Here is a 21,380-nt window from a genome sequence, read left to right as displayed (position 1 = left end):
GAATTCAACAACCTAGAAAGTAGCCTGCCGTACCTGCTTCTCTAATTCCACCTTCAACCCCGGCTCCAGCTTCAACTGCTTCGCCAGCTCATCCAGATAGCTCTTCTCCATGAAGTTCTCCTCATCCACCATCATCACACTCGCCACGTACATTTCGGCGGCCATCTCCGGTGTGCTCGCCACGCGGGCGACGTCGGTGGGGTCGAGGGGTTTGTTGAGTTCGGCGTGAAGCCAGTGTTTGAGTTCCTGGTCGTTGTCGAGCCTGGTGAATTCACCTTCAATCAGCTGGCGTTCGCGGTCGTCGATGTGGCCGTCGGCTTTGGCGGCGGCGACCAGAGCCTTGAGGATGGCCTGGCTGTGTTGTTCGACTTGCGCCGGTGGCAGGCGATCCAGGGTTTGCGGTTCGCTCTGCGGGGCGGTGCCTTTCTGGGCGTTCCAGTTGCCGTAGGCTTTGTAGGCGATCACGCCCAGTGCGGCGAGGCCGCCGTAAATGGCGACTTTACCGCCAACCTTGCGGGCCTTTTTACTGCCCAGCAGCAGGCCCATGGCGCCGGCCGCCAGGGCACCTCCGCCGGCGCCGGAGAGCAGGCTGCCGAGGCCGTTGGCACCGGTGGCCCCGCCCAACAAACCGCCGAGCCCACCGGCCGCCGGTTTGTTCTGTGCCCCGCCCGCCTTGTTCTGCAGCAGATCCTGGCCGGACTTGAGGAGTTGATCGAGCAATCCACGGGTGTTCATGTTCCGTCTCCAAACAGGGGTTATCCGGATCAATCAGGCCCTCAGCCTAGTTCGAAAGTGCCCGTCACCTGGGTGCGAGTGTGCTTCCAGATGTTGCCTGGCCCACCGCAGCCCTTCGCGAAAATAGATATACACTCGAGGCAATCTATAAAAACCGCCCACCGGGTAAACCTTCCATGATGACCTTGCGTCAGATCCGCCATTTCATCGCCGTGGCCGAGACCGGCTCGATCTCCGCCGCCGCACAGACCGCGTTCATTTCCCAATCGACCCTGACCCTGGCCATCCAGCAATTGGAGGAAGAAATCGGCGTCAGCCTGTTCAACCGCCACGCCAAGGGCATGACGCTCACCCATCAGGGGCACCAGTTTCTACGCCAGGCGCACTTGATTCTGGCAACCGTGGACAACGCCAAACGCAGCCTGCAACAAAGCACCGATCAAGTCGCCGGGCAGTTGATCGTCGGCGTGACCAGTCTGGTGGCCGGTTATTACCTGGCGGATTTGCTCACTCGTTTCCAGCGTGCGTACCCCAACGTCGAGATCCGGGTGATGGAGGACGAGCGGCCATACATCGAGCATCTGCTGGTCAGCGGCGAGATCGATGTCGGGGTGTTGATCCTCTCCAACCTCGAAGACCGCCACGCCTTGCAGACTGAAGTGCTGACCCATTCACCGCACCGTTTGTGGCTGCCGGCCCAGCATCCGCTGCTGGAACACGACAGCATCAACCTCGCCGACGTCGCCCGGGAGCCGTTGATTCAACTGAACGTCGACGAGATGGATCGCAATGCCCAACGCCTTTGGCGCGGTGCCGGACTGCAACCGAAGATCACCCTCAGAACCGCGTCCACAGAGGCGGTGCGAAGTCTGGTCGCGGCCGGCTTGGGCGTGTCGATCCAGCCCGACATGACTTACCGCCCATGGTCGCTGGAAGGGGACATCATCGAAGCCCGACCGATTGCCGACCTCAACCAGACCCTCGACGTCGGTCTGGCCTGGCGCCGTGGCACCGCACGCCCTGCGCTGGTCGACCCGTTCCTGACTGTGGCCCGCGAACAGCCCCACGGCGGACGCAAGCCATCTATTTAATCGAATGCCACCTTCAGTATTTAGAATTTGTCGACCCCGGAGCCGCGCACTAGTCTTGCTGCATCTATAAGACGGTCGGCTCCCGGAACAGGGAGCAACATGGCCATACAAGAAAAGAGATCACGGAAAATGGCTGGCGCGCAGACCCACATGCACACCTCGTTGCTGATCGACGGCGAACTGGTCGCCGGGCAAGGATTTGTCGAACCGATCCTCAACCCGGCCACCGGTGAAGTCCTGACACAGATCGCCGAAGCCAGCACCGAGCAAGTCGAAGCCGCCATCCTCGCCGCCCACCGCGCCTTTGCCGAGTGGTCACGCACGACTCCGCAACAACGCTCCAACTTGCTGCTGGAAATCGCCAGCGCCGTCGAAAAACACGCCGATCACCTCGCCCGCCTCGAAGCCCTGAACTGCGGCAAACCGCTGCATCTGGCGCGTCAGGACGATTTGACCGCAACGGTCGATGTGTTTCGCTTTTTCGCGGGTGCCGTGCGCTGCCAGACCGGCCAGCTCAGCGGCGAATACGTGCCGGGCTACACCAGCATGGTGCGCCGCGACCCGATTGGCGTCGTCGCCTCAATTGCACCGTGGAACTACCCGATCATGATGGCCGCGTGGAAGATCGCCCCGGCCCTCGCCGCCGGCAATACGCTGGTGTTCAAGCCGTCCGAACACACGCCGTTGTCGATTCTGGCGCTGGCCCCGGCGCTGGCCGAAATCCTGCCGCGCGGGGTGATCAATATCGTCTGCGGTGGCGGCGAAGGCGTCGGCAGCCACTTGGTCGGCCACCCGAAAGTACGCATGGTGTCGCTGACTGGCGATATCGTCACCGGCCAGAAAATTCTCCAGGCCGCCGCCAAAACCCTCAAGCGCACGCACCTTGAACTCGGCGGCAAGGCCCCGGTGATCGTCTGCAATGACGCCGATCTCAAAGCCGTGGTCGAAGGCGTGCGCACTTATGGCTATTACAACGCCGGGCAGGATTGCACGGCGGCTTGCCGGATCTACGCCCAGGCAGGAATTCACGACAAATTGGTCGCCGAACTCGGCGCGGCGGTCAGCAGCCTGCGCTTCGCCGGCAAACGCGACGCCGACAACGAGATCGGCCCGCTGATCAGCACTCGCCAGCGCGACCGTGTGGCCAGTTTCGTCGAGCGCGCCCTCGGTCAGCCGCACATCGAACGAGTGACCGGTGCGGCAGTGCATTCCGGCGCCGGGTTCTTCTATCAGCCAACCCTGCTGGCGGGTTGCAAACAGAGCGATGAAATCGTCCAGCGCGAAGTGTTCGGCCCGGTGGTGACCGTGACCCGCTTCGACGAACTGGCGCAAGCGGTGGACTGGGCCAACGACTCGGAATACGGCCTCGCCTCGTCGGTGTGGACGCAGAACCTGGACAAAGCGATGCAGGTCGCCGCACGCCTGCAATACGGCTGCACCTGGATCAACAGTCATTTCATGCTGGTCAGCGAAATGCCCCACGGCGGCCTGAAACGCTCCGGCTACGGCAAAGACTTATCCAGCGATTCGCTACAGGACTACAGCGTGGTGCGGCACATCATGGCACGCCACGGCCAGCATCTCTGACTACGCTAATAACAAGCCGACCACGGCATGCTTCACCGCGTTCACAACTGCCCCGACCATAATTTAAAGAAGAGGGTTCACCATGTTCGTGCACAAGACCGCACTGCTCAGTGCAATCACCACGGCCCTGCTGGCCAGCGCCAGTCTGCAGGCCGCCGAACCGCTGAAAGCCGTCGGCGCCGGCGAAGGCCAGCTGGATATCGTCGCCTGGCCCGGCTACATCGAACGCGGTGAGAGCGACAAAGCCTACGACTGGGTGACCGGTTTCGAGAAGGAAACCGGCTGCAAGGTCAATGTGAAAACCGCCGCCACCTCCGACGAAATGGTCAGCCTGATGGCCAAGGGCGGTTACGACCTGGTAACCGCGTCGGGCGATGCATCGCTGCGGTTGATCGTCGGCAAGCGTGTGCAACCGATCAACACTGCGTTGATCCCGAACTGGAAAACCCTCGACCCGCGCCTGAAAGACGCGCCGTGGTATGTGGTCAACAAGGAAACCTACGGCACCCCGTACCAGTGGGGCCCGAACGTGCTGATGTACAACACCAACGTGTTCAAGACCGCGCCGACCAGCTGGAACGTGGTGTTCGCCGAACAGAATCTGCCTGACGGCAAGTCGAACAAGGGCCGTGTGCAAGCCTACGACGGCCCGATCTACATCGCCGACGCGGCGCTCTACCTGAAATCCACCAAGCCTGAGCTGGGGATCAAGGATCCGTACCAGCTCACCGAAGATCAGTACAAAGCCGTGCTGGAACTGTTGCGCGCCCAGCAGAAGCTGATCCACCGCTACTGGCACGACACCACCGTGCAGATGAGCGATTTCAAGAACGAAGGCGTGGTCGCGTCCAGCGCCTGGCCGTATCAGGTCAACGGCCTGATCAACGACAAGCAACCGATCGCTTCGACCGTGCCGAAAGAAGGCGCCACCGGTTGGGCCGACACCACCATGCTGCACGCCGAGGCCAAGCACCCGAACTGCGCCTACAAGTGGATGGACTGGTCGCTGCAGCCGAAAGTCCAGGGTGATGTGGCGGCATGGTTCGGTTCGTTGCCGGCGGTTCCGGCTGCGTGTCAAGGCAGTGAGTTGCTCGGGGCCGAGGGTTGCAAGACCAACGGGTTTGATCAGTTCGACAAGATCGCTTTCTGGAAAACGCCGCAGGCTGAGGGTGGGAAGTTTGTGCCGTATAGCCGGTGGACGCAGGACTACATTGCGATTATGGGCGGTAGGTAATCGCCCACACACCGATCGTTCCCACGTCGAGGCGTCGATCCGTCTGCGTGGGAATGCATCACCGGACGCTCCGCGTCCATTCGCATGAGCTGACGCAGAGCGTCACGGGCTGCATTCCCACGCAGAGCGTGGGAACGATCAATTCGAACACTGTTTTTCAGAAGTCCAGGCAGGGCCGCTGCGACGGCCTTCGCCTTTTTGGAGCACCGCACCATGACGCTTGCAGTCCAGTTCACCAACGTTTCCCGGCAGTTCGGCGAAGTGAAAGCCGTTGACCGGGTTTCCATCGACATCCAGGACGGCGAGTTCTTTTCCATGCTCGGCCCCTCCGGTTCGGGCAAGACCACGTGCCTGCGCCTGATCGCCGGGTTCGAGCAACCGAGCGCTGGCTCGATCCGCATTCACGGCGCCGAAGCCGCCGGTCTGCCGCCCTATCAACGCGACGTCAACACGGTGTTTCAGGATTACGCGCTGTTCCCACACATGAACGTGCTGGACAACGTGGCCTACGGTTTGAAAGTCAAAGGCGTGAACAAGAACGAGCGCCACAAGCGCGCCGAAGAAGCGTTGGACATGGTCGCCCTCGGCGGCTACGGCGCCCGCAAACCGGTGCAGTTGTCCGGCGGCCAGCGCCAGCGTGTCGCCCTCGCCCGCGCGCTGGTCAATCGCCCGCGCGTGCTGTTGCTCGACGAACCGTTGGGCGCCCTCGACCTGAAGCTGCGCGAACAGATGCAGAGCGAACTGAAGAAGCTGCAACGCCAGCTCGGCATCACCTTCATCTTCGTCACTCACGACCAGACTGAAGCACTGTCGATGTCCGACCGTGTGGCCGTGTTCAACAAGGGTCGCATCGAGCAGGTCGACACCCCGCGCAATCTGTACATGAAACCCACCACGACGTTCGTCGCCGAATTCGTCGGTACCTCGAACGTGATTCGCGGCGATCTGGCGCGCCAGCTCAGCGGTCATCCGCAGCCGTTTTCGATCCGCCCTGAACACGTGCGTTTCGCCGAAGGCCCGCTGGCCAGTCATGAAATCGAAGTCAGCGGCCTGCTCCATGACATCCAGTATCAGGGCAGCGCCACGCGCTATGAACTGACCCTGGAAAACGGCCAGACCCTGAGCATCAGCCACGCCAACAATCAGTGGATCGACAGCAGCGCGCAACACCAGACCGGTCAGCGCATCAGCGCACGCTGGGCGCGGGAAGCGATGATTCCACTGCACGACACCGTTGCGAGCGGGGTGTGACATGACCGCCCTCGTCCTCCCTCAATCGGCGCCGTTGCGCAGGTTTTCCAACCTGCTCTATCGCAAGCCGAACCTCTATCTGTCGATGCTGCTGGTGCCGCCGCTGCTGTGGTTCGGCGCGATCTATCTGGGGTCGCTGCTGGTGCTGCTGTGGCAAGGTTTCTACACCTTCGACGACTTCACCATGGCGGTCACACCCGACCTGACTCTGGCCAACTTTGCCGCGCTGTTTCAACCGTCGAACTTCGACATCATCCTGCGCACCCTGAGCATGGCGGTCGTGGTGTCGATCGCCAGCGCCATCGTCGCGTTTCCGATTGCCTACTACATGGCGCGCTACACCACCGGCAAGACCAAGGCGTTTTTCTACATCGCGGTGATGATGCCGATGTGGGCCAGTTACATCGTCAAGGCCTACGCCTGGACGCTGCTGCTGGCCAAGGGCGGCGTCGCGCAGTGGTTCGTTCAGCACCTGGGGCTGGAACCGGTTCTGCAATTCATTCTGGGGATTCCCGGGGTCGGTGGCAGCACCTTGTCGACCTCGCATCTGGGGCGCTTCATGGTGTTCGTCTACATCTGGCTGCCGTTCATGATCCTGCCGATCCAGGCCTCACTGGAACGCCTGCCGCCGTCGTTGCTGCAAGCCTCCGCCGACCTCGGGGCCAAACCGCGTCAGACCTTCATGCAGGTGATTCTGCCGCTGTCGGTGCCGGGCATTGCCGCCGGTTCGATCTTCACGTTTTCGCTGACCTTGGGCGACTTCATCGTGCCGCAACTGGTGGGCCCGCCGGGCTACTTCGTCGGCAGCATGGTTTACGCCCAGCAAGGCGCGATCGGTAACATGCCGATGGCTGCGGCGTTCACGCTGGTGCCGATCGTGCTGATCGCCATTTACCTGTCCATCGTCAAACGACTGGGGGCCTTCGATGCACTCTGAAAAGGCTTCAATAGGCTTGCGCATTGCAGCCTGGGGTGGGTTAGTGTTCTTGCACTTCCCGATCCTCATCATCTTCCTCTACGCCTTCAACACCGAAGACGCGGCGTTCAGCTTTCCACCCAAAGGCTTCACGCTGCACTGGTTCAGCGTGGCGTTTTCGCGGCCGGACGTGCTGGAAGCGATCAAGCTGTCGTTGCAGATCGCAGCCATTGCCACGCTGATCGCGATGGTGCTTGGCACCCTCGCTTCGGCGGCGTTGTACCGCCGGGACTTCTTTGGCAAACAGGGCATTTCGCTGATGCTGATCCTGCCGATTGCGTTGCCGGGGATCATCACCGGGATTGCGCTGCTGGCGACCTTCAAGACACTGGGGATCGAGCCGGGGATGTTCACCATCATCGTCGGCCACGCGACCTTCTGTGTGGTGATCGTCTACAACAACGTCATCGCCCGTTTGCGCCGCACCTCCCACAGCCTGATCGAGGCGTCGATGGATCTCGGTGCCGACGGCTGGCAGACCTTCCGCTACATCATCCTGCCGAACCTCGGCTCGGCGTTGCTCGCCGGCGGCATGCTCGCGTTTGCGCTGTCGTTCGACGAAATCATCGTCACCACCTTTACCGCCGGGCACGAGCGCACCTTGCCGCTGTGGTTGCTCAATCAACTGAGCCGCCCACGGGACGTGCCGGTGACCAACGTCGTGGCGATGCTGGTGATGCTGGTGACCATGCTGCCGATCCTCGGCGCCTACTACCTGACCCGGGGTGGCGAGAGCGTGGCCGGCAGCGGCGGTAAATGATTTCCCTGAACTTCCCCACCCTGAATTTGCAGTAGAAAGAGGACAACAACATGCAAACCAAACTCTTGATCAACGGCCAACTGGTCAACGGCGAAGGCCCGGCGCAACCGGTGCTCAACCCGGCGCGTGGCGAAGTGCTGGTGGAAATCAACGAGGCCAGCGAAGCCCAGGTCGATGCCGCCGTGCGCGCCGCCGACAGTGCCTTCGCCGAATGGTCGCAGACCACGCCGAAAGACCGTTCGCTGTTGCTGCTCAAACTCGCCGACACCATCGAAGCCCACGGCGAAGAACTGGCGAAACTGGAATCGGACAACTGCGGCAAACCCTACAGCGCTGCGCTGAACGACGAGATCCCGGCGATAGCCGACGTGTTCCGTTTCTTCGCCGGCGCCAGCCGTTGCATGAGCGGTTCGGCCGGCGGCGAATACCTGCCCGGCCACACCTCGATGATCCGCCGCGACCCGGTGGGCGTGATCGCCTCCATCGCGCCGTGGAACTACCCGTTGATGATGGTCGCCTGGAAAATCGCCCCGGCCCTCGCCGCCGGTAATACCGTGGTGCTCAAGCCGTCGGAACAAACCCCGCTGACCGCGTTGCGTCTGGCCGAACTGGCGTCGGATATTTTCCCGGCCGGTGTGCTCAATCTGGTGTTTGGTCGTGGGCCGAGCGTGGGCAGTCCGCTGGTGACCCATCCGAAAGTGCGCATGGTGTCGCTGACCGGCTCCATCGCCACCGGCTCGAACATCATTTCCAGCACCGCCGACAGCGTCAAACGCATGCACATGGAACTGGGCGGTAAGGCCCCGGTGATCATCTTCGACGATGCCGACATTGATGCTGCGGTCGAAGGTATTCGCACGTTCGGCTTCTACAACGCCGGCCAGGATTGCACCGCCGCGTGCCGGATCTACGCCCAGCAAGGCATCTACGACAAGTTCGTCGAGAAGCTCGGCGCAGCGGTCAGCAGCATCAAGTACGGCTTGCAGGATGATCCGTCGACCGAACTCGGGCCGCTGATCACCGCCCAGCATCGCGACCGCGTGGCCGGGTTTGTCGAACGCGCCGTGGCGCAACCGCACATTCGCTTGATCACCGGCGGCAAGGCTGTCGAAGGCAACGGTTTCTTCTTCGAACCGACCGTGCTGGCCGACGCCCAGCAGGACGACGAAATCGTCCGTCGCGAAGTGTTCGGGCCGGTGGTGTCGGTGACCAAATTCACCGATGAAGCCCAGGCGCTGGAATGGGCCAACGATTCGGACTACGGCCTCGCGTCCTCGGTGTGGACGGCTGATGTAGGGCGCGCCCATCGCCTGTCCGCCCGTTTGCAGTACGGCTGCACCTGGGTGAATACGCACTTCATGCTTGTCAGCGAAATGCCTCATGGCGGTCAGAAACTGTCCGGCTACGGCAAGGACATGTCCATGTACGGGCTGGAGGACTACACCACGGTTCGGCATGTGATGTTCAAACACTAAAAGCATTCCCCCGGCTTCAAGGCAGAAACCGGTCATCCGCATCACCAGGCATTCAAAACAATAACTACCGATCCGGGCGGCGCTCACCAAGCCCCGCCACGGTTTCGGCCATCCGAAATCTGCCGATTTCACGGAGCAAACACACATGAGTGCATCACCCGATCTCTCAGCCGCCGTTGCCGACAGCGATGCCGAACAACTGCGCCAACTGGGCTACGCCTCCAACTTCAACCGCAGCATGAGCCTGTGGGAAAACTTCGCGCTGGGCTTCACTTATCTGTCACCGGTCGTAGGGGTTTATACCCTGTTCGGCCTGTGCCTGGCCGCTGGCGGGCCGCCGATGTTCTGGGCTTACTTGCTGGTCGGCTGCGGTCAATTGCTGGTGTGCCTGATCTTCGGCGAAGTGGTGTCGCAGTTCCCGATTTCCGGCGGCGTCTATCCTTGGGCTCGGCGTCTGGTGGGCAAGAAATGGGCGTGGATGGTCGGCTGGATCTACTCCATCGCCCTGTGCGTGACCATCGCCGCCGTTGCGGTCGGCGCCGGCCCGTACCTCGCCGCCATGCTGGGTTTTGAGCCGAGCAACAACACCAACATCGTCATTGCCCTGGTGCTGACGTTGTTCGCCACGCTGGTGAACCTCAGCGGCACCAAGGTGCTGGCGCGGATCGCCATGTTCGGCTTCCTCTGCGAACTGGTCGGTGCGGTGATCGTCGGCGTGTACCTGCTGATTTTCGAGCGCCACCAACCGATCAGCGTGCTGTTCAACACTTTCGACATCAGTGTCGACGGCTCCTATCTTCCGGCGTTTCTCACCGCGTCGCTGGCGGGGATGTTCCTCTACTACGGCTTCGAGGCCTGCGGCGACGTGGCCGAAGAAACCCCGAACCCGAGCAAGAAAATCCCGGTGGCCATGCGCATGACCATCTACATCGGCGGCATCGCGGCGATGTTCGCTTGCCTGGCGCTGATCCTCGCCGTACCGGACATGCAAGCGGTGATCAACGGCACCGACAAGGACCCGGTCACCACCATCCTCAACAACGCCTTCGGCCCGATCGGTTCGAAAGTGGTGATGGGCGTGGTGATGATTTCCTTCATCTCCTGCGTCATCAGCCTGCAAGCGGCGGCGAGTCGTCTGCTGTACTCCTACGCTCGCGATGAAATGGTCATCGGTAGCCGACTGCTGAAAAAGATTTCTCCTACGACCCAGGTGCCGGTTGCTGCGCTGTTCGTGTCCGGCGTCCTGCCCGGCCTGATCATCGCCCTCGGATTCTTCCTGCAAGACGCCGTAGCCACCATCGTCAGCTTCGCCGCCATCGGCATCTACCTCGCGTTCCAGATGATCGTCCTCGCCGCCCTGTACGCCCGCAGCAAAGGCTGGAAACCGAGCGGCAAATTCACCCTCGGCGCCTGGGGCTGGCCGGTGAACATCGGCGCGCTGGTGTACGGCGTCGGCGCAATCATCAACATGGCCTGGCCACGCACGCCGGATGCGGCGTGGTACATCAATTACGCGATGGTGCTGAGCACGGCGATCGTGATTGGTCTGGGGTTGATTTACATGTGGATTGGCAAGCCGTATGACCACGGCAAAGCGCCGGCGGGAGACGCCTGGTCAATTTGATTTCGCAGTGCTTTTCGGCGAGATTACCCGTCGCGTCGAAAGGCACCGAATTCAAAATTTCAAGGAAGTCACACATGCAGATCAGCCAAGGGCAACGGTTGCCGTTATCAAAGATTCTTCAAGGACGCGCACTGACGCTCTCGATCAGGATCGACGCCGCGCAAGTGATCGACTTCGTCTGCTTCGGCGTCGATGCGCAAGGCAAGCTTTCGGATGACCGCTACATGGTCTTTTTCAATCAACCGAGTACGCCCTGCGCCAGCATCAGGATCACCGATGGCGGCCGCTTCGCCATCAACCTCGATTCGCTCCCGGCATCGATCGAGCGTCTGGTGTTCACAGCCTCAATCGACGGCGCTGGCGCGATGAAGGACATTCGCGCCAGCAGCTTCGAAGTGCTCAGCCCGGTCGGCGAGACGCTTGCAACTTGCCCGTTCTCGGGGGCCGATTTCACTGGCGAGAAGGCGATCATGGTCGCCGATCTGTATCGCAAGGACGGTGAGTGGCGCATCGCGGCCAACCTGCAAGGTTATGCCGAAGGTCTGGATGCGCTGGTTCGACATTTTGGTGGTGAAATTGCTGAAGAAGCACCACCGGCGCCGATATCAGCGAAGGTCTCTCTGGAGAAACGCGTCGGCGATGCTGCCCCGCAATTGGTCAGCCTGGCCAAGAAAGCGCAAGTCAGCCTGGAGAAAGCCAACCTCACTGAAACCAAAGCCCGCGTGGTGTTGGTGCTCGACGCAACCGGCTCGATGAACGGCCAGTATTCCCGTGGCCGGGTGCAGGAAGTGCTCAACCGGGTCATCCCGCTGGCCGTATCGTTCGATGAAGACGGCGAACTGGAATGCTGGGCATTCGCCGAGAAACCACTGCAACTCTCCCCCGTCACGCTCAGCAACTATGAGCGTTTCATCGACACCGACAGCCAAGGCTGGAAGAAATGGAATGTCGGCGGTCGCTTCAACGATGAACCGCGAGTCATCGAAAAAGTATTGGCATCGTTTCAGCAGTCCGATGAGCAGACGCCGATGTTCGTGATTTTCATCAGTGACGGCGGCGTGTCGAAAAACCGCGAAATTACCAAACTGATGGTAGACGCTGCCAAGCAGGGGATTTTCTGGCAGTTCGTCGGCATCGGCGGCTCCAACTACGGCATCCTGGAAAAGCTCGACACCCTGAGTGGACGTGTGGTCGACAACTGCGGCTTCTTCGCACTGGATGACTTGCACGACATCAGCGAAGAACAGCTGTACGACAAGTTGATGGCTGAATTCCCCTCCTGGCTCAAGGAAGCCAAAGCCAAAAACATCATTCGCTGATCGACGAAACGCTCAACACCTCAGGCACATCGCAAACGCGGTGTACTGCACGTTATCCAAGGAATAGGGATCTCAATTGAATCAGTCACTCAAGCCCGGTGAAAACACCAATCTCAGCCTCGCCCAAGGGCGGGTCGTGGTTACGCACGCGGCAGGCGCCAATCTGGACGTCAATCTGACCGCGTTTCTGCTTGGCGACACCGGCAAGGTGCTGGATGACAGCGGCATGGTGTTCTTCAACGTTCCTGAACATCCGTCCGGCGCAGCTACGTTTGCAGCGCCGGTCGTTCAGGGAAGTGTGATCAGTCACAGCATCAGTTTCGATCTGGCGCGCCTGCCGGCCAACATCACGAAAGTGGCCATCACCCTGACGCAAGACGGCAGTGCCGGTGGGTTTGAAGCGGTCAAGGACCTGCGAGCCACGGTGATTGCCGGTGCTCAAGTGCTGGAATTGGCTCCCGAGCCTTTCGCCAAAGAAACCGGGATCATCGTCCTCGATTTGTACGTGCGCAATGGCCAGTTCAAGGCGCGTTCGGTATGGCAGGGTTTCGCTTCGGGTTTGGCGGGTCTGTGTGGTTTGTATGGTGTTGAAGTCGAAGAAGAAGCGCCCCCTCCGCCACCGGCCAAAGCCGTCAGCATGCAAAAGTCGCTGATTACCCTCGACAAGGTCGGCAGCAGCCACAAGGTTTCGCTGGAAAAAGGCCCGTCCGCACCAAAAGTCATTCGCGTCAGTGCCACTTGGGTGGATAACGGTGACGACTGCGACAACGACGACCTCGATCTGCGCATCGGCATCCTGCGCCCTGATGGGCGGATGTCGATCATCCAGGCACCGGACAAACGTGGCGAGTTCGATCTCGATCCTTACGTGTTCCACACCGGCGATGTGATGAGCGCGAGCGCCGGCGAACCGGCGGTGGAGACCGTCGACATCAACCCGGCGATCTCGCAGCTCATGGGCGGTAAAGTGGCGCTGGTGTGCAGCGTGTACTCAGCGGTCGACAATGGTGCGGTGTCGGTGGCCTCGCTGAAACCGAAAATGCGCATGGAATACGGCAACCAGGTCGTCGAGTGCGCTTTCGAATTCCCCGAAGATCATGATGATGACGAGGATGAGGACTACAGCGACATGATCTACACCTATGTGATCGGTCTGATCGAAATCGACCAAGAGCACATCGTGCTCAGCCCGTCCGGCGCCACCTCCGAGTCTTGCAGCGAAGCCACGCCGTGGCTGACCCGCACCGGCGAAAAGCTCAAGCTCACAATGGATGGCCCCGAAGTGTTCAAGGGCGAGCCACTGCAAAACAGCGGTTCGAAACGCTACGTTTGAGCCAGCCACTCTGACTGCCCGCGCTGCAACTTTGCTCCGCGGGCATCACACTCAGTCCAGCACCGAGAGCTCCATTGGCAGCACCGGCGTAAAACGAGCTGAACGATCAAGCTTGACCCGTGCGCCGTACGCGTTGAGCGTGGCCGCCGGGTCAATTGCTTCCAACTGATCGAAGTCCAGTGAATCCCACTGCGATCGTGTTACCAATGCGGAGATCACATAATGTTCTTCGCTCACACCGTTCGCGGCGTTATTACGCTGGATGTAGCCAGACGCCAATACCTTGTCGATCCCCGGTAGCAAAGCAAACACTTCGCCAATTACCCGAAACAGCGAGCCATGGCACAGCGCAACAAAGTCACGCCGCACCTGTGCATCTGTGCGGTTCTTGAATGTCAGCTTGCCATTGCCCCGCGCCTCCGCAACGCGCCGTGGCACGTCCCCCTCATCCGGTAGATCCACATCAAGTGCGACGCCGGTGACGTCCTGCGAGAACGCGTAAGTGACCTGAGTTTCCTTCGGCCAGGCAATTCCGCTCAACACGTAATTCAATGCCTTCTCCATCTGGGCACTAAAGCCGCGCGCGGCGAGCCGAAAGGTTTTTTCAATCTCGCCGCGCTCAAATTCGTGGGCATCCCGAGTCGCCTGCCAACGATTCAGATCCTCAACATATTGCCGCTGCGCTGCGTCCGCATCACGCGCCATCTTGCCACTGCGCAGCAACATTCGGTCCATCAGGCCTGGGGCTTTCTGCGCTGGTTGCTGCGGCGCCTCGATGGCAAACGGCGCGGGGATCAGCGGCATCGACCCAGGGCGCGGCGTGCTCAGGTGCACACCGAGGCAGTCTTCAAGATCGCGATTGATTTTTTCCGCGGCTTTCTCCAGTAACACCTGAATTGAGTCCGCACGCTCCGACTTCACACGCTTGATGATTGCGGGGGACAACTCGTTGTCATCCATGTCGGTAATCAGCAGCAAACCCTGGTCGCTGACCTTGACCTTCAACTGGCCAGCGTAATCGCCGGCGTTGCCAGTAGCCTGGGGATCAGCGGCACGCGACGGCCGATCAATACGCTCGCGACAGGACAAGCCGGTACCGGGTAAACCGGCATTCAAGAAAGTGCCATTGCGCGCCATGGTGATGCTCAGGCCGCGCGGGCCAATCGAGGTGCTGACACCCGAACCGCTGATGTTGAGGCGAACGCCGGGAATGATCGTGATGCGTTTGGAGAAACGAAACCCCATGAACAGCTCCTTGATCCTGAAAGGCCGGGGCATCTATCCCGGCCAGCGCTCTGCAGTTCAGGTTCGGCCGGCGATGTAGTCGTCGATCGAAGAGAACTGCCGGTTACGACACATCCAGCCAGAAAGGAAAACGAACGCCGTCGTTGCAAATACCGCCCATCCCCGGCGACGACGTGCGTCTTGCCGGGTACGTGCGCCGCCACACAGCAGCAACGCCATCATCAGGAAATAAAAGGTCAGCAAGGCGATTTTGGCAAACAGCGAGAGCAGGAAAAACAGTGACACGCCATTGCTGCGGTAGGTTTGAATGATCACTTGCAGCGACATCAGGCCTGCCAGCACGCAAGCGGCGATCAGCGCGTAATTCTTCGGAATCTCCAGCCAGACGCTAAATACAAAATAAGACCCGATACCCAGAATCGGCGTGATGCTGGTGAAAAGCGCATCGGTGTAGTCCTGATAGATCGTCATCGAGCCTCGTCGGTGTAGCCAGATGCAGATCAGCAACAACACCGCCATGCAGAACAGGGCGATCTTCAGATACAGAACAGCCTGATGATTATCCTGCGCGTTACTGTTTGCCGGGACAGGACTTGCCACCGCTGGTACTTGAGCAGTCGGAGCAGGTACACGCGGTTCAGCACGTTTGATATCGCTGGTGGGTGCCGGTCTGGCGGACTGCGGTATCGCGCCGGAGAGTTGATTGAGTCGCTGCGACATTGATGTGCTCAGGCAACTTTCGGTTACGCAGTTATCGCGCAAGCGCAGCCATTCACGTTGCTCGATACGAACCTGATTACGGTTAGCCGCAGAATCCAGCGCACGCACGTATTGCGAGTTCAGCTGTTCATCGAGAAGACTCAGTGCAGTATCGGCACAAATGGATTTTTCCGCGAAGCTCACCGCTTTGGCGCAGTCGAAACTGGTGGCATGGGCGTGCAATGAAATAAATGCGAGCACCAGAGCAATACCGGTGCTTATGCTTGAGCGAGACATGATCGAGTCCTTTCTTGTTGTTTGTACTGCCCGACCAAGGGTCTGTGAACGACGCCTGAGTCGGGGGGAGAATGCGCTCGCCTCAAGTACCAGGTGATTGCAGGAAGGTAGTGCCGTTCCATGTGAATTTTTGCGTGCTTTCGACACTTGGGCAGCAGTTGGCATCGTCCGGACCGACGCTGAGCATTTTCACTGCGAGGGTTTGCGGCGCGATGACTTCAACGCTTTGCACACCTGATCCCACGACCAGTTTTGCGCGGTGAATCCAGCCCTGAGGTGTCGCGTAAAACGTCGCCAGCGACTGGAAGTAGCCATTGCCACCCCCCTGCCCTTCAAGGGTGTAAAGCACCACCGCGTCGTTGGTTCCGTCACCGTTCAGATCGGTCAAAATGATTTGTCGGGCGTCCTTGTACTCTTCACCGCCGTCCTGTGCGATTTCGCTGGCGATTTCACGGTCAATCGCAGCTTCGAGCAACGCGGTGACAGCAGCAACATCAGGTGCTGCCGGCGGAGTCTCTACAGGAGCTGCAGCGACAGGTTGTTCGGTGATTGCCTGGCGTTGCGCGACCGGATTGGAATCGCTGATCTTCTTCAGTACGGCAGCCTTGAGTGCCAGCATGTCCGATTCGAGAAATAGCTGGTTTCGCGTATCGCCGAACGGCTGAGCGTCGCCCAGTACCCAGCGAGCGAAGATTCCCGGACGTTTCTTTTCCTGGCGATCGACCAGGTCGTCGATCACTTCGTTGGCCGCTTTGGCAAAGCGTTCATAGCCATCCTGGCCAACGGCTTTGATCAACGTATCCTTCTCGCGCGCCACGTTTCTGCGAGCCAGTTCGAGCATGATGATGTTGGTGTCGACCAATTTGCTTTCGCATTCGTTGGTGTAGTTGCCGAAGCAATTCTGCCGGTATTCCTGAACAGCATTATTGGCTTTGAAGTCGTCGTAAGCGCCACAGCCTGACAAGGCTGCCAATACGCCAACCGCCATGACCCCGCGAAGCATTCCCATTGAAAAAATCCTTATCCGTGCTGCATCCTGCTGAACTGCCCGTTTGATCCGACGCAGTCGCGCTTGGCGAAATGGTTGTACATAAGTTCAATAACCAGCGAATTGCCGGTCCGTGGAAATTCTGCAGACAAGAAAAAGCCCCCGGCAAACGCCGGGGGCTCTCGCAACCCTTTCGGGTTAGCCGATGTTCACGCCGTGCTCTTTAGCCAACGGCGCCAGGCCGCCAGCGAAGCCCTGGCCGATGGCCTTGAACTTGAACTCTTCGCCGTTGCGATACAGCTCGCCGAAGATCATCGCGGTTTCGGTCGAGGCGTCTTCGCTCAGGTCGAAGCGTGCCAGCTCTTTACCGTCAGCCTTGTTGACGACGCGGATGTAGGCGTTTTGCACTTGGCCGAAGCTCTGCTTGCGCGCGTCCGAATCGTGGATGGTTACAGCGAATACCAGCTTCTTCACTGTTTGCGCCAGGCCGGTCAGTTTGACGGTGACTTGTTCGTCATCGCCATCGCCTGCACCCGACTTGTTGTCGCCCATGTGCTCGACCGAGCCATCAGCAGACTTTTTGTTGTTGTAGAAAATGAAGCTGTTGTCGTCGAGCACTTTGCCGGATTCGCCAACGATGAATATCGAAGCGTCGAGGTCGAATTCGGTGCCGTCGGTGACGCGTGGGTCCCAGCCCAGGCCAACGATAACTTCAGACAGGCCTGGAGCCTCTTTGGACAGGCTGACATTGCCACCCTTGCTCAGTGATACCGCCATGTTCAAATTCCTCTTGGTTGTGGTGAGTCAGGCCCTGAATTCAGGGCCTTGCAAATCGATTGGCAAGATGCCGAACCTTAGAAGTTCAGACCGAAAGAGTTGGCAACAGCCTTCAGGCCGCCAGCGTAACCCTGGCCAACAGCGCGGAATTTCCACTCGCCACCGTTGCGATACAGCTCAGCGAAAATCATCGCGGTTTCGGTGGAAGCGTCTTCAGCCAGGTCATAGCGAACGACTTCGGCGCTGGATACTTCGTTGACCACACGAATGAACGATCCACCGACCTGGCCAAAGCTTTGTTTGCGGGCTTCGGCGTCATGGATGGTTACGACAAACACGACTTTTTCGACGTCGGCCGGAACACGGCTCAGGTCAACTTTCAGCACTTCGTCGTCGCCGTCGCCAGCGCCTGTACGGTTGTCACCCGTGTGCTCAACCGAACCGTCCGCACTCTTCAACTGGTTGTAGAAAATGAAATCTGCGTCGCTGCGAACCTTGCCGCTGGCGCCTACCAGAAACGCGCTGGCGTCCAGGTCAAATTCCGCGCCGTCGGTAGCGCGCGGGTCCCAGCCCAGGCCAACCAGAATCCTGGTCAGGCTCGGGTCGGTTTTGGTAAGGGACAGGTTGCCACCTTTTTGAAGTGTCAAAGCCATCGGTACATCTCCTTGTGGTTGATGCTGCTACTCAATTGTTTTCGGTTTGGGTTTCTTCCTGACCCGGCAAGATCAGGCTCGCCACTACGCCGATTGCCAGGACCACCATGACAATCAACAAGCTGGTATTCGCGTCAATGGTGTAGCCGTGGTGGAACATGTGGTCGGTGGCGTTCAGGCCAAGTTTCACTGCGATGAAGAACAACAGTGCAATCACCGATTTTTCCAGATGGACCAGGTAGCGTTTCAGCGCTTCGAGCACGAAGTACATGGTTCGCAGGCCAAGAATCGCGAACAGCATCGCCGAGTAGACGATCAGCGGTTCACGGCTGACAGCGATCACTGCCGGCACCGAGTCGAACGCGAAGAGGATATCGGACACTTCCGCGACCACCAGGCACAGGAACAGCGGCGTGGCGAACAGCGTGCCTTTGGCGGCCAGGGTCATGCCCTGGTTTTCCGGTTTCTGCAGCTCACCTTCGAGCACCTTGCGGGTCACGAAGAAATTGTGGCCGTACAGTTTTGGCCACACCGGGAACAGCTTCTGCGCGAAGCGATACGCCATGTGCTTGGAGTAGTCTTCTTCCTCGTCATCGTCCCCGCCGGCGCGCAACATCATCACGGCCGTCCACGCAACGATCACCGCGAAGACAATTTCCACCCACGGCCCGAAAGCCAGCAGGCCGGTGCCGATCGCGACGAACACGCCACGGAACACGATGGCACCGATGATGCCCCAGTACAGAACGCGGTGACGCAGGCCATCCGGCACCTTGAACCAGGCAAAGATCGCCATGAAGACAAACAGGTTGTCGACACTCAGGACTTTTTCCAGCGCATAACCGGTGACGAACAGGCTGGCCACTTCAGGGCCGTGCTGCACGTACAGGAAACCTGCGAACGCCAGCGAAATCGCGATCCAGAATATCGACCAGATCGAGGCCTTCATCAGCGAAATAGGCTTGCCTCCACGGTGCGTGACCATGTCCAGCAGCAGGGCGCCAAGCGCCAGCCCTACAAACACCGCCATGGTCAGCGGGGGAAATCCGATTTGCGTTTCCACAGGTACCGCTCCTTAAAGATCAAAATCAGCCGGGTTCAGACCCAGCTCGGCGCAGATCAAACGGCACGCCGCTTTTTCCTTTTCATCGAACGTGCCGTCCGATGCGCCGATGGAACAGGCAACGCGTACCAACAGGCGAGCAGCACCCGGGTCGCTCTTGATCTTGCCGATGACTTTCAGTGCTTCCGCCTGACCGATCTGGAAGTCGAACTCGAACTTCTCGCAATGCGCCGAGAAGGACTTGATCACGTCTGCCGTGTTGAACACTTTCAATTCAGGCGAGATATTGATGAAGCCGATCATCTTCTGCTTTTCCGCCGAAGAGATATCGCCATCCGCTGCGGAGACGATGGCGCAGCTGGCCGTCATCGCTTCCATGAACTTCTGGTTCTTGAATTTACCGACTTCAGTTGTCAGTTTGTCGCGAGCCGCCGTCGCGTTTTCTTTAAGCCATGCGAGCATGTCAAATCTCCTTAAGGGGCGGGACCGGAAGGCCCCGCCATCCGTATTATTTCGAGCCGGCGCGCCAGCTCATGCCCCAGCCATAAGCCTTGTCGACTGCCGAATGACCACGATGGAAGTCGACGCGGCGCGAAACCTTCACCGCCCCGTCAACGTTCTCGAGCATGGCAATCGCACACATGCCTTCGCGGCCACCTTCTTCATTGAGGCGGACCTCGATGTCTGGCTGGCCGGGGATGTAGATGGTCACGATGCCGTCAGTCTCTTTCCAGTTCGGCGCGCCTTCGTAGATGAAGGCGAAGATCAGAATGCGTTTGATCTCGCCCCACTTCGCGCCGTTGATGTGCATCCACTCGCCACCGGCAACCGAGCCGGTGCGGTCATCGCCCTTGAGCTGGATGTACGGCGCGCCACTCAGGCTGCCGAAGCAGTTGCCCAAGGCCTGCACCACGCCCTTTTCGCCGTCCTGCAGTTCGTACAGGCAGCCAACGTCAAGGTCGACGGATTTGTTGCGGCTGAAGAAGCCACCGCCGCTGCCCTTGTTCCAGTTCAGGTTGACCTTGATTTCGCCAAAACCGCTGGCGGTTTTCTCCAGGCTGATCGACGAGCGAGTCTTGTCGAGCGTGATCTTGCTCAGACTGATCGTCGATTTCGCGGGCGCAGGCACCGGTGCCGGGGCTGGTGCAGGCGGAACGGGCGCAGGCGTCGGTGCAGCGGACGGAGCCGCGATTTCAACACCAAAATGCTTGGCCAGAGGTTCCAGACCGCCGTTGAAACCTTGCGCGACACAGCGGAATTTCCACTCACCCTGGCGACGATAAAACTCGCCAAGGATCAACGCGGTTTCCTTCATCCCGGCAGTTGGCAACTGAGCCTCGATGCCGCCCGAGACTGCCACGGACAAGTGCGAGACGCGCTCGAAACTGGCCTTGTTCTCATGGATCGTCGCCGACAGCGCGACTTTCTCGACCGCCGTTTCAAGACGACTCAAATCGACAGTGAATACCGCGCGCCCGGCTGTCGCCTCGGTCATCTGCAACACGCCGCCGAGCACACTGCTCTGGCCATAGAAGCACATGTCGCCATCGCCACGGACTTTACCCGAAGCGTTCAGGACGAAAGCCGACACATCAATGTCGACGCCCGGAATTGGCGTGTAGTTGATATCCACGCGAAGCTGGCCGCAGGCAACCGGCGCATTACCACCAGGTACGAGAGCGGCCATCAGCTCAGCGCCTGCACGGCCAGATTGACCAGGTCGTCAGCGGTTCGCCCACGAGTGGTTTCGCCGATGGCCTTGAATTCCCAATCGGAACCTTGGCGCGACAGGCTCGCCATCACGATGCCGGTATGACCGCCCTTCTCGGACAGGTTGAAACGCGCCAGTTCCGATTTGTTGCTGGCATTGACGATGCGGCAGTAGGCTTTTTCGACTTTGTCGAAGTTCTGCCCGGTGAAGCTGTTCACGGTGAAGATCAGATGCTTGACGGCGGCCGGCAGACGCGACAGATCAACGTGGATAGTTTCGTCATCACCATCGCCTTCACCGGTACGGTTGTCGCCAGAGTGCTGAATCGAACCGTCCTGCGACTTCAACTGACGGAACCAGACCAGGTCGATCACTTGCAGACTTTCGTCGAGCAGGATGCACGAAGCGTCCAGATCGATCTCTCCGCCGCTGCCCATCAGCTTGCCGAGAAAACCTGCTTTCACCGGGTCCCAACCCAGGCCAAGGCTGATGCGGGTCAACGCGCTGCCGGCCGTTTTTTCCAGAGAAATGCTTTGCTGTTTGCTCAGGGTAAGTGCCATCG

Annotated in this window: 20 protein-coding genes; 10 read left to right on the top strand and 10 right to left on the bottom strand. The window is 59.7% G+C overall.

The annotated features are described in order from the left end of the window. Window positions 1–12: 12 nt before the first annotated feature. Window positions 13–735, bottom strand: coding sequence for a tellurite resistance TerB family protein (locus AC3WRD_RS06860; protein ID WP_102619558.1), 723 nt, complete (start codon window positions 733–735; stop codon window positions 13–15). 176 nt (window positions 736–911) lie between these two features. Between AC3WRD_RS06860 and AC3WRD_RS06855 the strand changes: the two genes are divergently transcribed. From AC3WRD_RS06855 to AC3WRD_RS06810, 10 genes are all read left to right on the top strand, one after another. Further along, complete coding sequence (locus AC3WRD_RS06855; RefSeq protein WP_007954670.1) at window positions 912–1,826, top strand: LysR family transcriptional regulator; 915 nt, start codon at window positions 912–914, stop codon at window positions 1,824–1,826. A 99-nt stretch (window positions 1,827–1,925) separates the two neighbouring features. Further along, complete coding sequence (locus AC3WRD_RS06850) at window positions 1,926–3,413, top strand: gamma-aminobutyraldehyde dehydrogenase (protein WP_102619557.1); 1,488 nt, start codon at window positions 1,926–1,928, stop codon at window positions 3,411–3,413. 82 nt (window positions 3,414–3,495) lie between these two features. Next, window positions 3,496–4,647, top strand: a complete 1,152-nt coding sequence (gene ydcS, locus AC3WRD_RS06845) for a putative ABC transporter substrate-binding protein YdcS (protein WP_096819315.1) — start codon at window positions 3,496–3,498, stop codon at window positions 4,645–4,647. 213 nt (window positions 4,648–4,860) lie between these two features. Then, window positions 4,861–5,898, top strand: a complete 1,038-nt coding sequence (locus AC3WRD_RS06840; protein ID WP_096819314.1) for an ABC transporter ATP-binding protein — start codon at window positions 4,861–4,863, stop codon at window positions 5,896–5,898. 1 nt (window position 5,899) lies between these two features. Beyond that, window positions 5,900–6,835, top strand: a complete 936-nt coding sequence (locus tag AC3WRD_RS06835) for an ABC transporter permease (RefSeq protein ID WP_102619556.1) — start codon at window positions 5,900–5,902, stop codon at window positions 6,833–6,835. Then, a complete protein-coding gene (locus AC3WRD_RS06830; RefSeq protein WP_007954663.1) occupies window positions 6,825–7,634 on the top strand; it encodes an ABC transporter permease in 810 nt (269 codons plus the stop codon). Before AC3WRD_RS06835 ends, AC3WRD_RS06830 begins: the two co-directional genes overlap by 11 nt. Before the next feature lie 50 nt (window positions 7,635–7,684). Beyond that, a complete protein-coding gene (locus AC3WRD_RS06825) occupies window positions 7,685–9,109 on the top strand; it encodes a gamma-aminobutyraldehyde dehydrogenase (RefSeq protein ID WP_102619555.1) in 1,425 nt (474 codons plus the stop codon). Between the two features lie 145 nt (window positions 9,110–9,254). After that, window positions 9,255–10,733: an APC family permease gene (locus AC3WRD_RS06820; protein WP_102619554.1), complete on the top strand. Its 1,479-nt coding sequence runs from the start codon at window positions 9,255–9,257 to the stop codon at window positions 10,731–10,733. Between the two features lie 74 nt (window positions 10,734–10,807). Then, window positions 10,808–12,052: a VWA domain-containing protein gene (locus AC3WRD_RS06815; RefSeq protein ID WP_102619553.1), complete on the top strand. Its 1,245-nt coding sequence runs from the start codon at window positions 10,808–10,810 to the stop codon at window positions 12,050–12,052. 76 nt (window positions 12,053–12,128) lie between these two features. Continuing rightward, entirely contained in the window at window positions 12,129–13,385 is a 1,257-nt protein-coding gene (locus AC3WRD_RS06810; protein ID WP_102619552.1) for a TerD family protein, read from the top strand. 51 nt (window positions 13,386–13,436) lie between these two features. On the opposite strand, the gene AC3WRD_RS06805 is transcribed toward AC3WRD_RS06810, so the two are convergent. The 9 genes from AC3WRD_RS06805 to AC3WRD_RS06765 form a co-directional block, all read right to left on the bottom strand. Next, window positions 13,437–14,630, bottom strand: a complete 1,194-nt coding sequence (locus AC3WRD_RS06805) for a DUF4236 domain-containing protein (protein WP_102619551.1) — start codon at window positions 14,628–14,630, stop codon at window positions 13,437–13,439. A 57-nt stretch (window positions 14,631–14,687) separates the two neighbouring features. Beyond that, window positions 14,688–15,626 carry a lysozyme inhibitor LprI family protein gene (locus AC3WRD_RS06800; protein WP_102619550.1) on the bottom strand — a complete coding sequence of 313 codons (939 nt, stop codon included), beginning with the start codon at window positions 15,624–15,626 and terminating at the stop codon, window positions 14,688–14,690. 82 nt (window positions 15,627–15,708) lie between these two features. Continuing rightward, window positions 15,709–16,614, bottom strand: a complete 906-nt coding sequence (locus AC3WRD_RS06795) for an LppP/LprE family lipoprotein (protein WP_102619549.1) — start codon at window positions 16,612–16,614, stop codon at window positions 15,709–15,711. Window positions 16,615–16,812: 198 nt separating this feature from the next. Beyond that, window positions 16,813–17,391 carry a TerD family protein gene (locus AC3WRD_RS06790; RefSeq protein WP_096819296.1) on the bottom strand — a complete coding sequence of 193 codons (579 nt, stop codon included), beginning with the start codon at window positions 17,389–17,391 and terminating at the stop codon, window positions 16,813–16,815. Window positions 17,392–17,468: 77 nt separating this feature from the next. Then, window positions 17,469–18,044 carry a TerD family protein gene (locus tag AC3WRD_RS06785; protein ID WP_096819294.1) on the bottom strand — a complete coding sequence of 192 codons (576 nt, stop codon included), beginning with the start codon at window positions 18,042–18,044 and terminating at the stop codon, window positions 17,469–17,471. A gap of 31 nt (window positions 18,045–18,075) precedes the next feature. Continuing rightward, window positions 18,076–19,074: a TerC/Alx family metal homeostasis membrane protein gene (locus AC3WRD_RS06780; protein WP_096819328.1), complete on the bottom strand. Its 999-nt coding sequence runs from the start codon at window positions 19,072–19,074 to the stop codon at window positions 18,076–18,078. 45 nt (window positions 19,075–19,119) lie between these two features. Further along, a complete protein-coding gene (locus tag AC3WRD_RS06775) occupies window positions 19,120–19,569 on the bottom strand; it encodes a tellurite resistance TerB family protein (protein WP_096819292.1) in 450 nt (149 codons plus the stop codon). A 46-nt stretch (window positions 19,570–19,615) separates the two neighbouring features. Then, window positions 19,616–20,794, bottom strand: coding sequence for a TerD family protein (locus AC3WRD_RS06770; RefSeq protein WP_102619548.1), 1,179 nt, complete (start codon window positions 20,792–20,794; stop codon window positions 19,616–19,618). After that, window positions 20,794–21,378: a TerD family protein gene (locus AC3WRD_RS06765; RefSeq protein WP_102619547.1), complete on the bottom strand. Its 585-nt coding sequence runs from the start codon at window positions 21,376–21,378 to the stop codon at window positions 20,794–20,796. The genes AC3WRD_RS06770 and AC3WRD_RS06765 overlap by 1 nt, the downstream gene beginning before the upstream one ends. Window positions 21,379–21,380 lie beyond the last annotated feature (2 nt).

This window comes from Pseudomonas sp. FW215-R2 (genome assembly GCF_058789255.1).
Note: the sequence above shows the minus strand (reverse complement) of the source record. Positions and strands in the feature narration are given on the sequence as shown.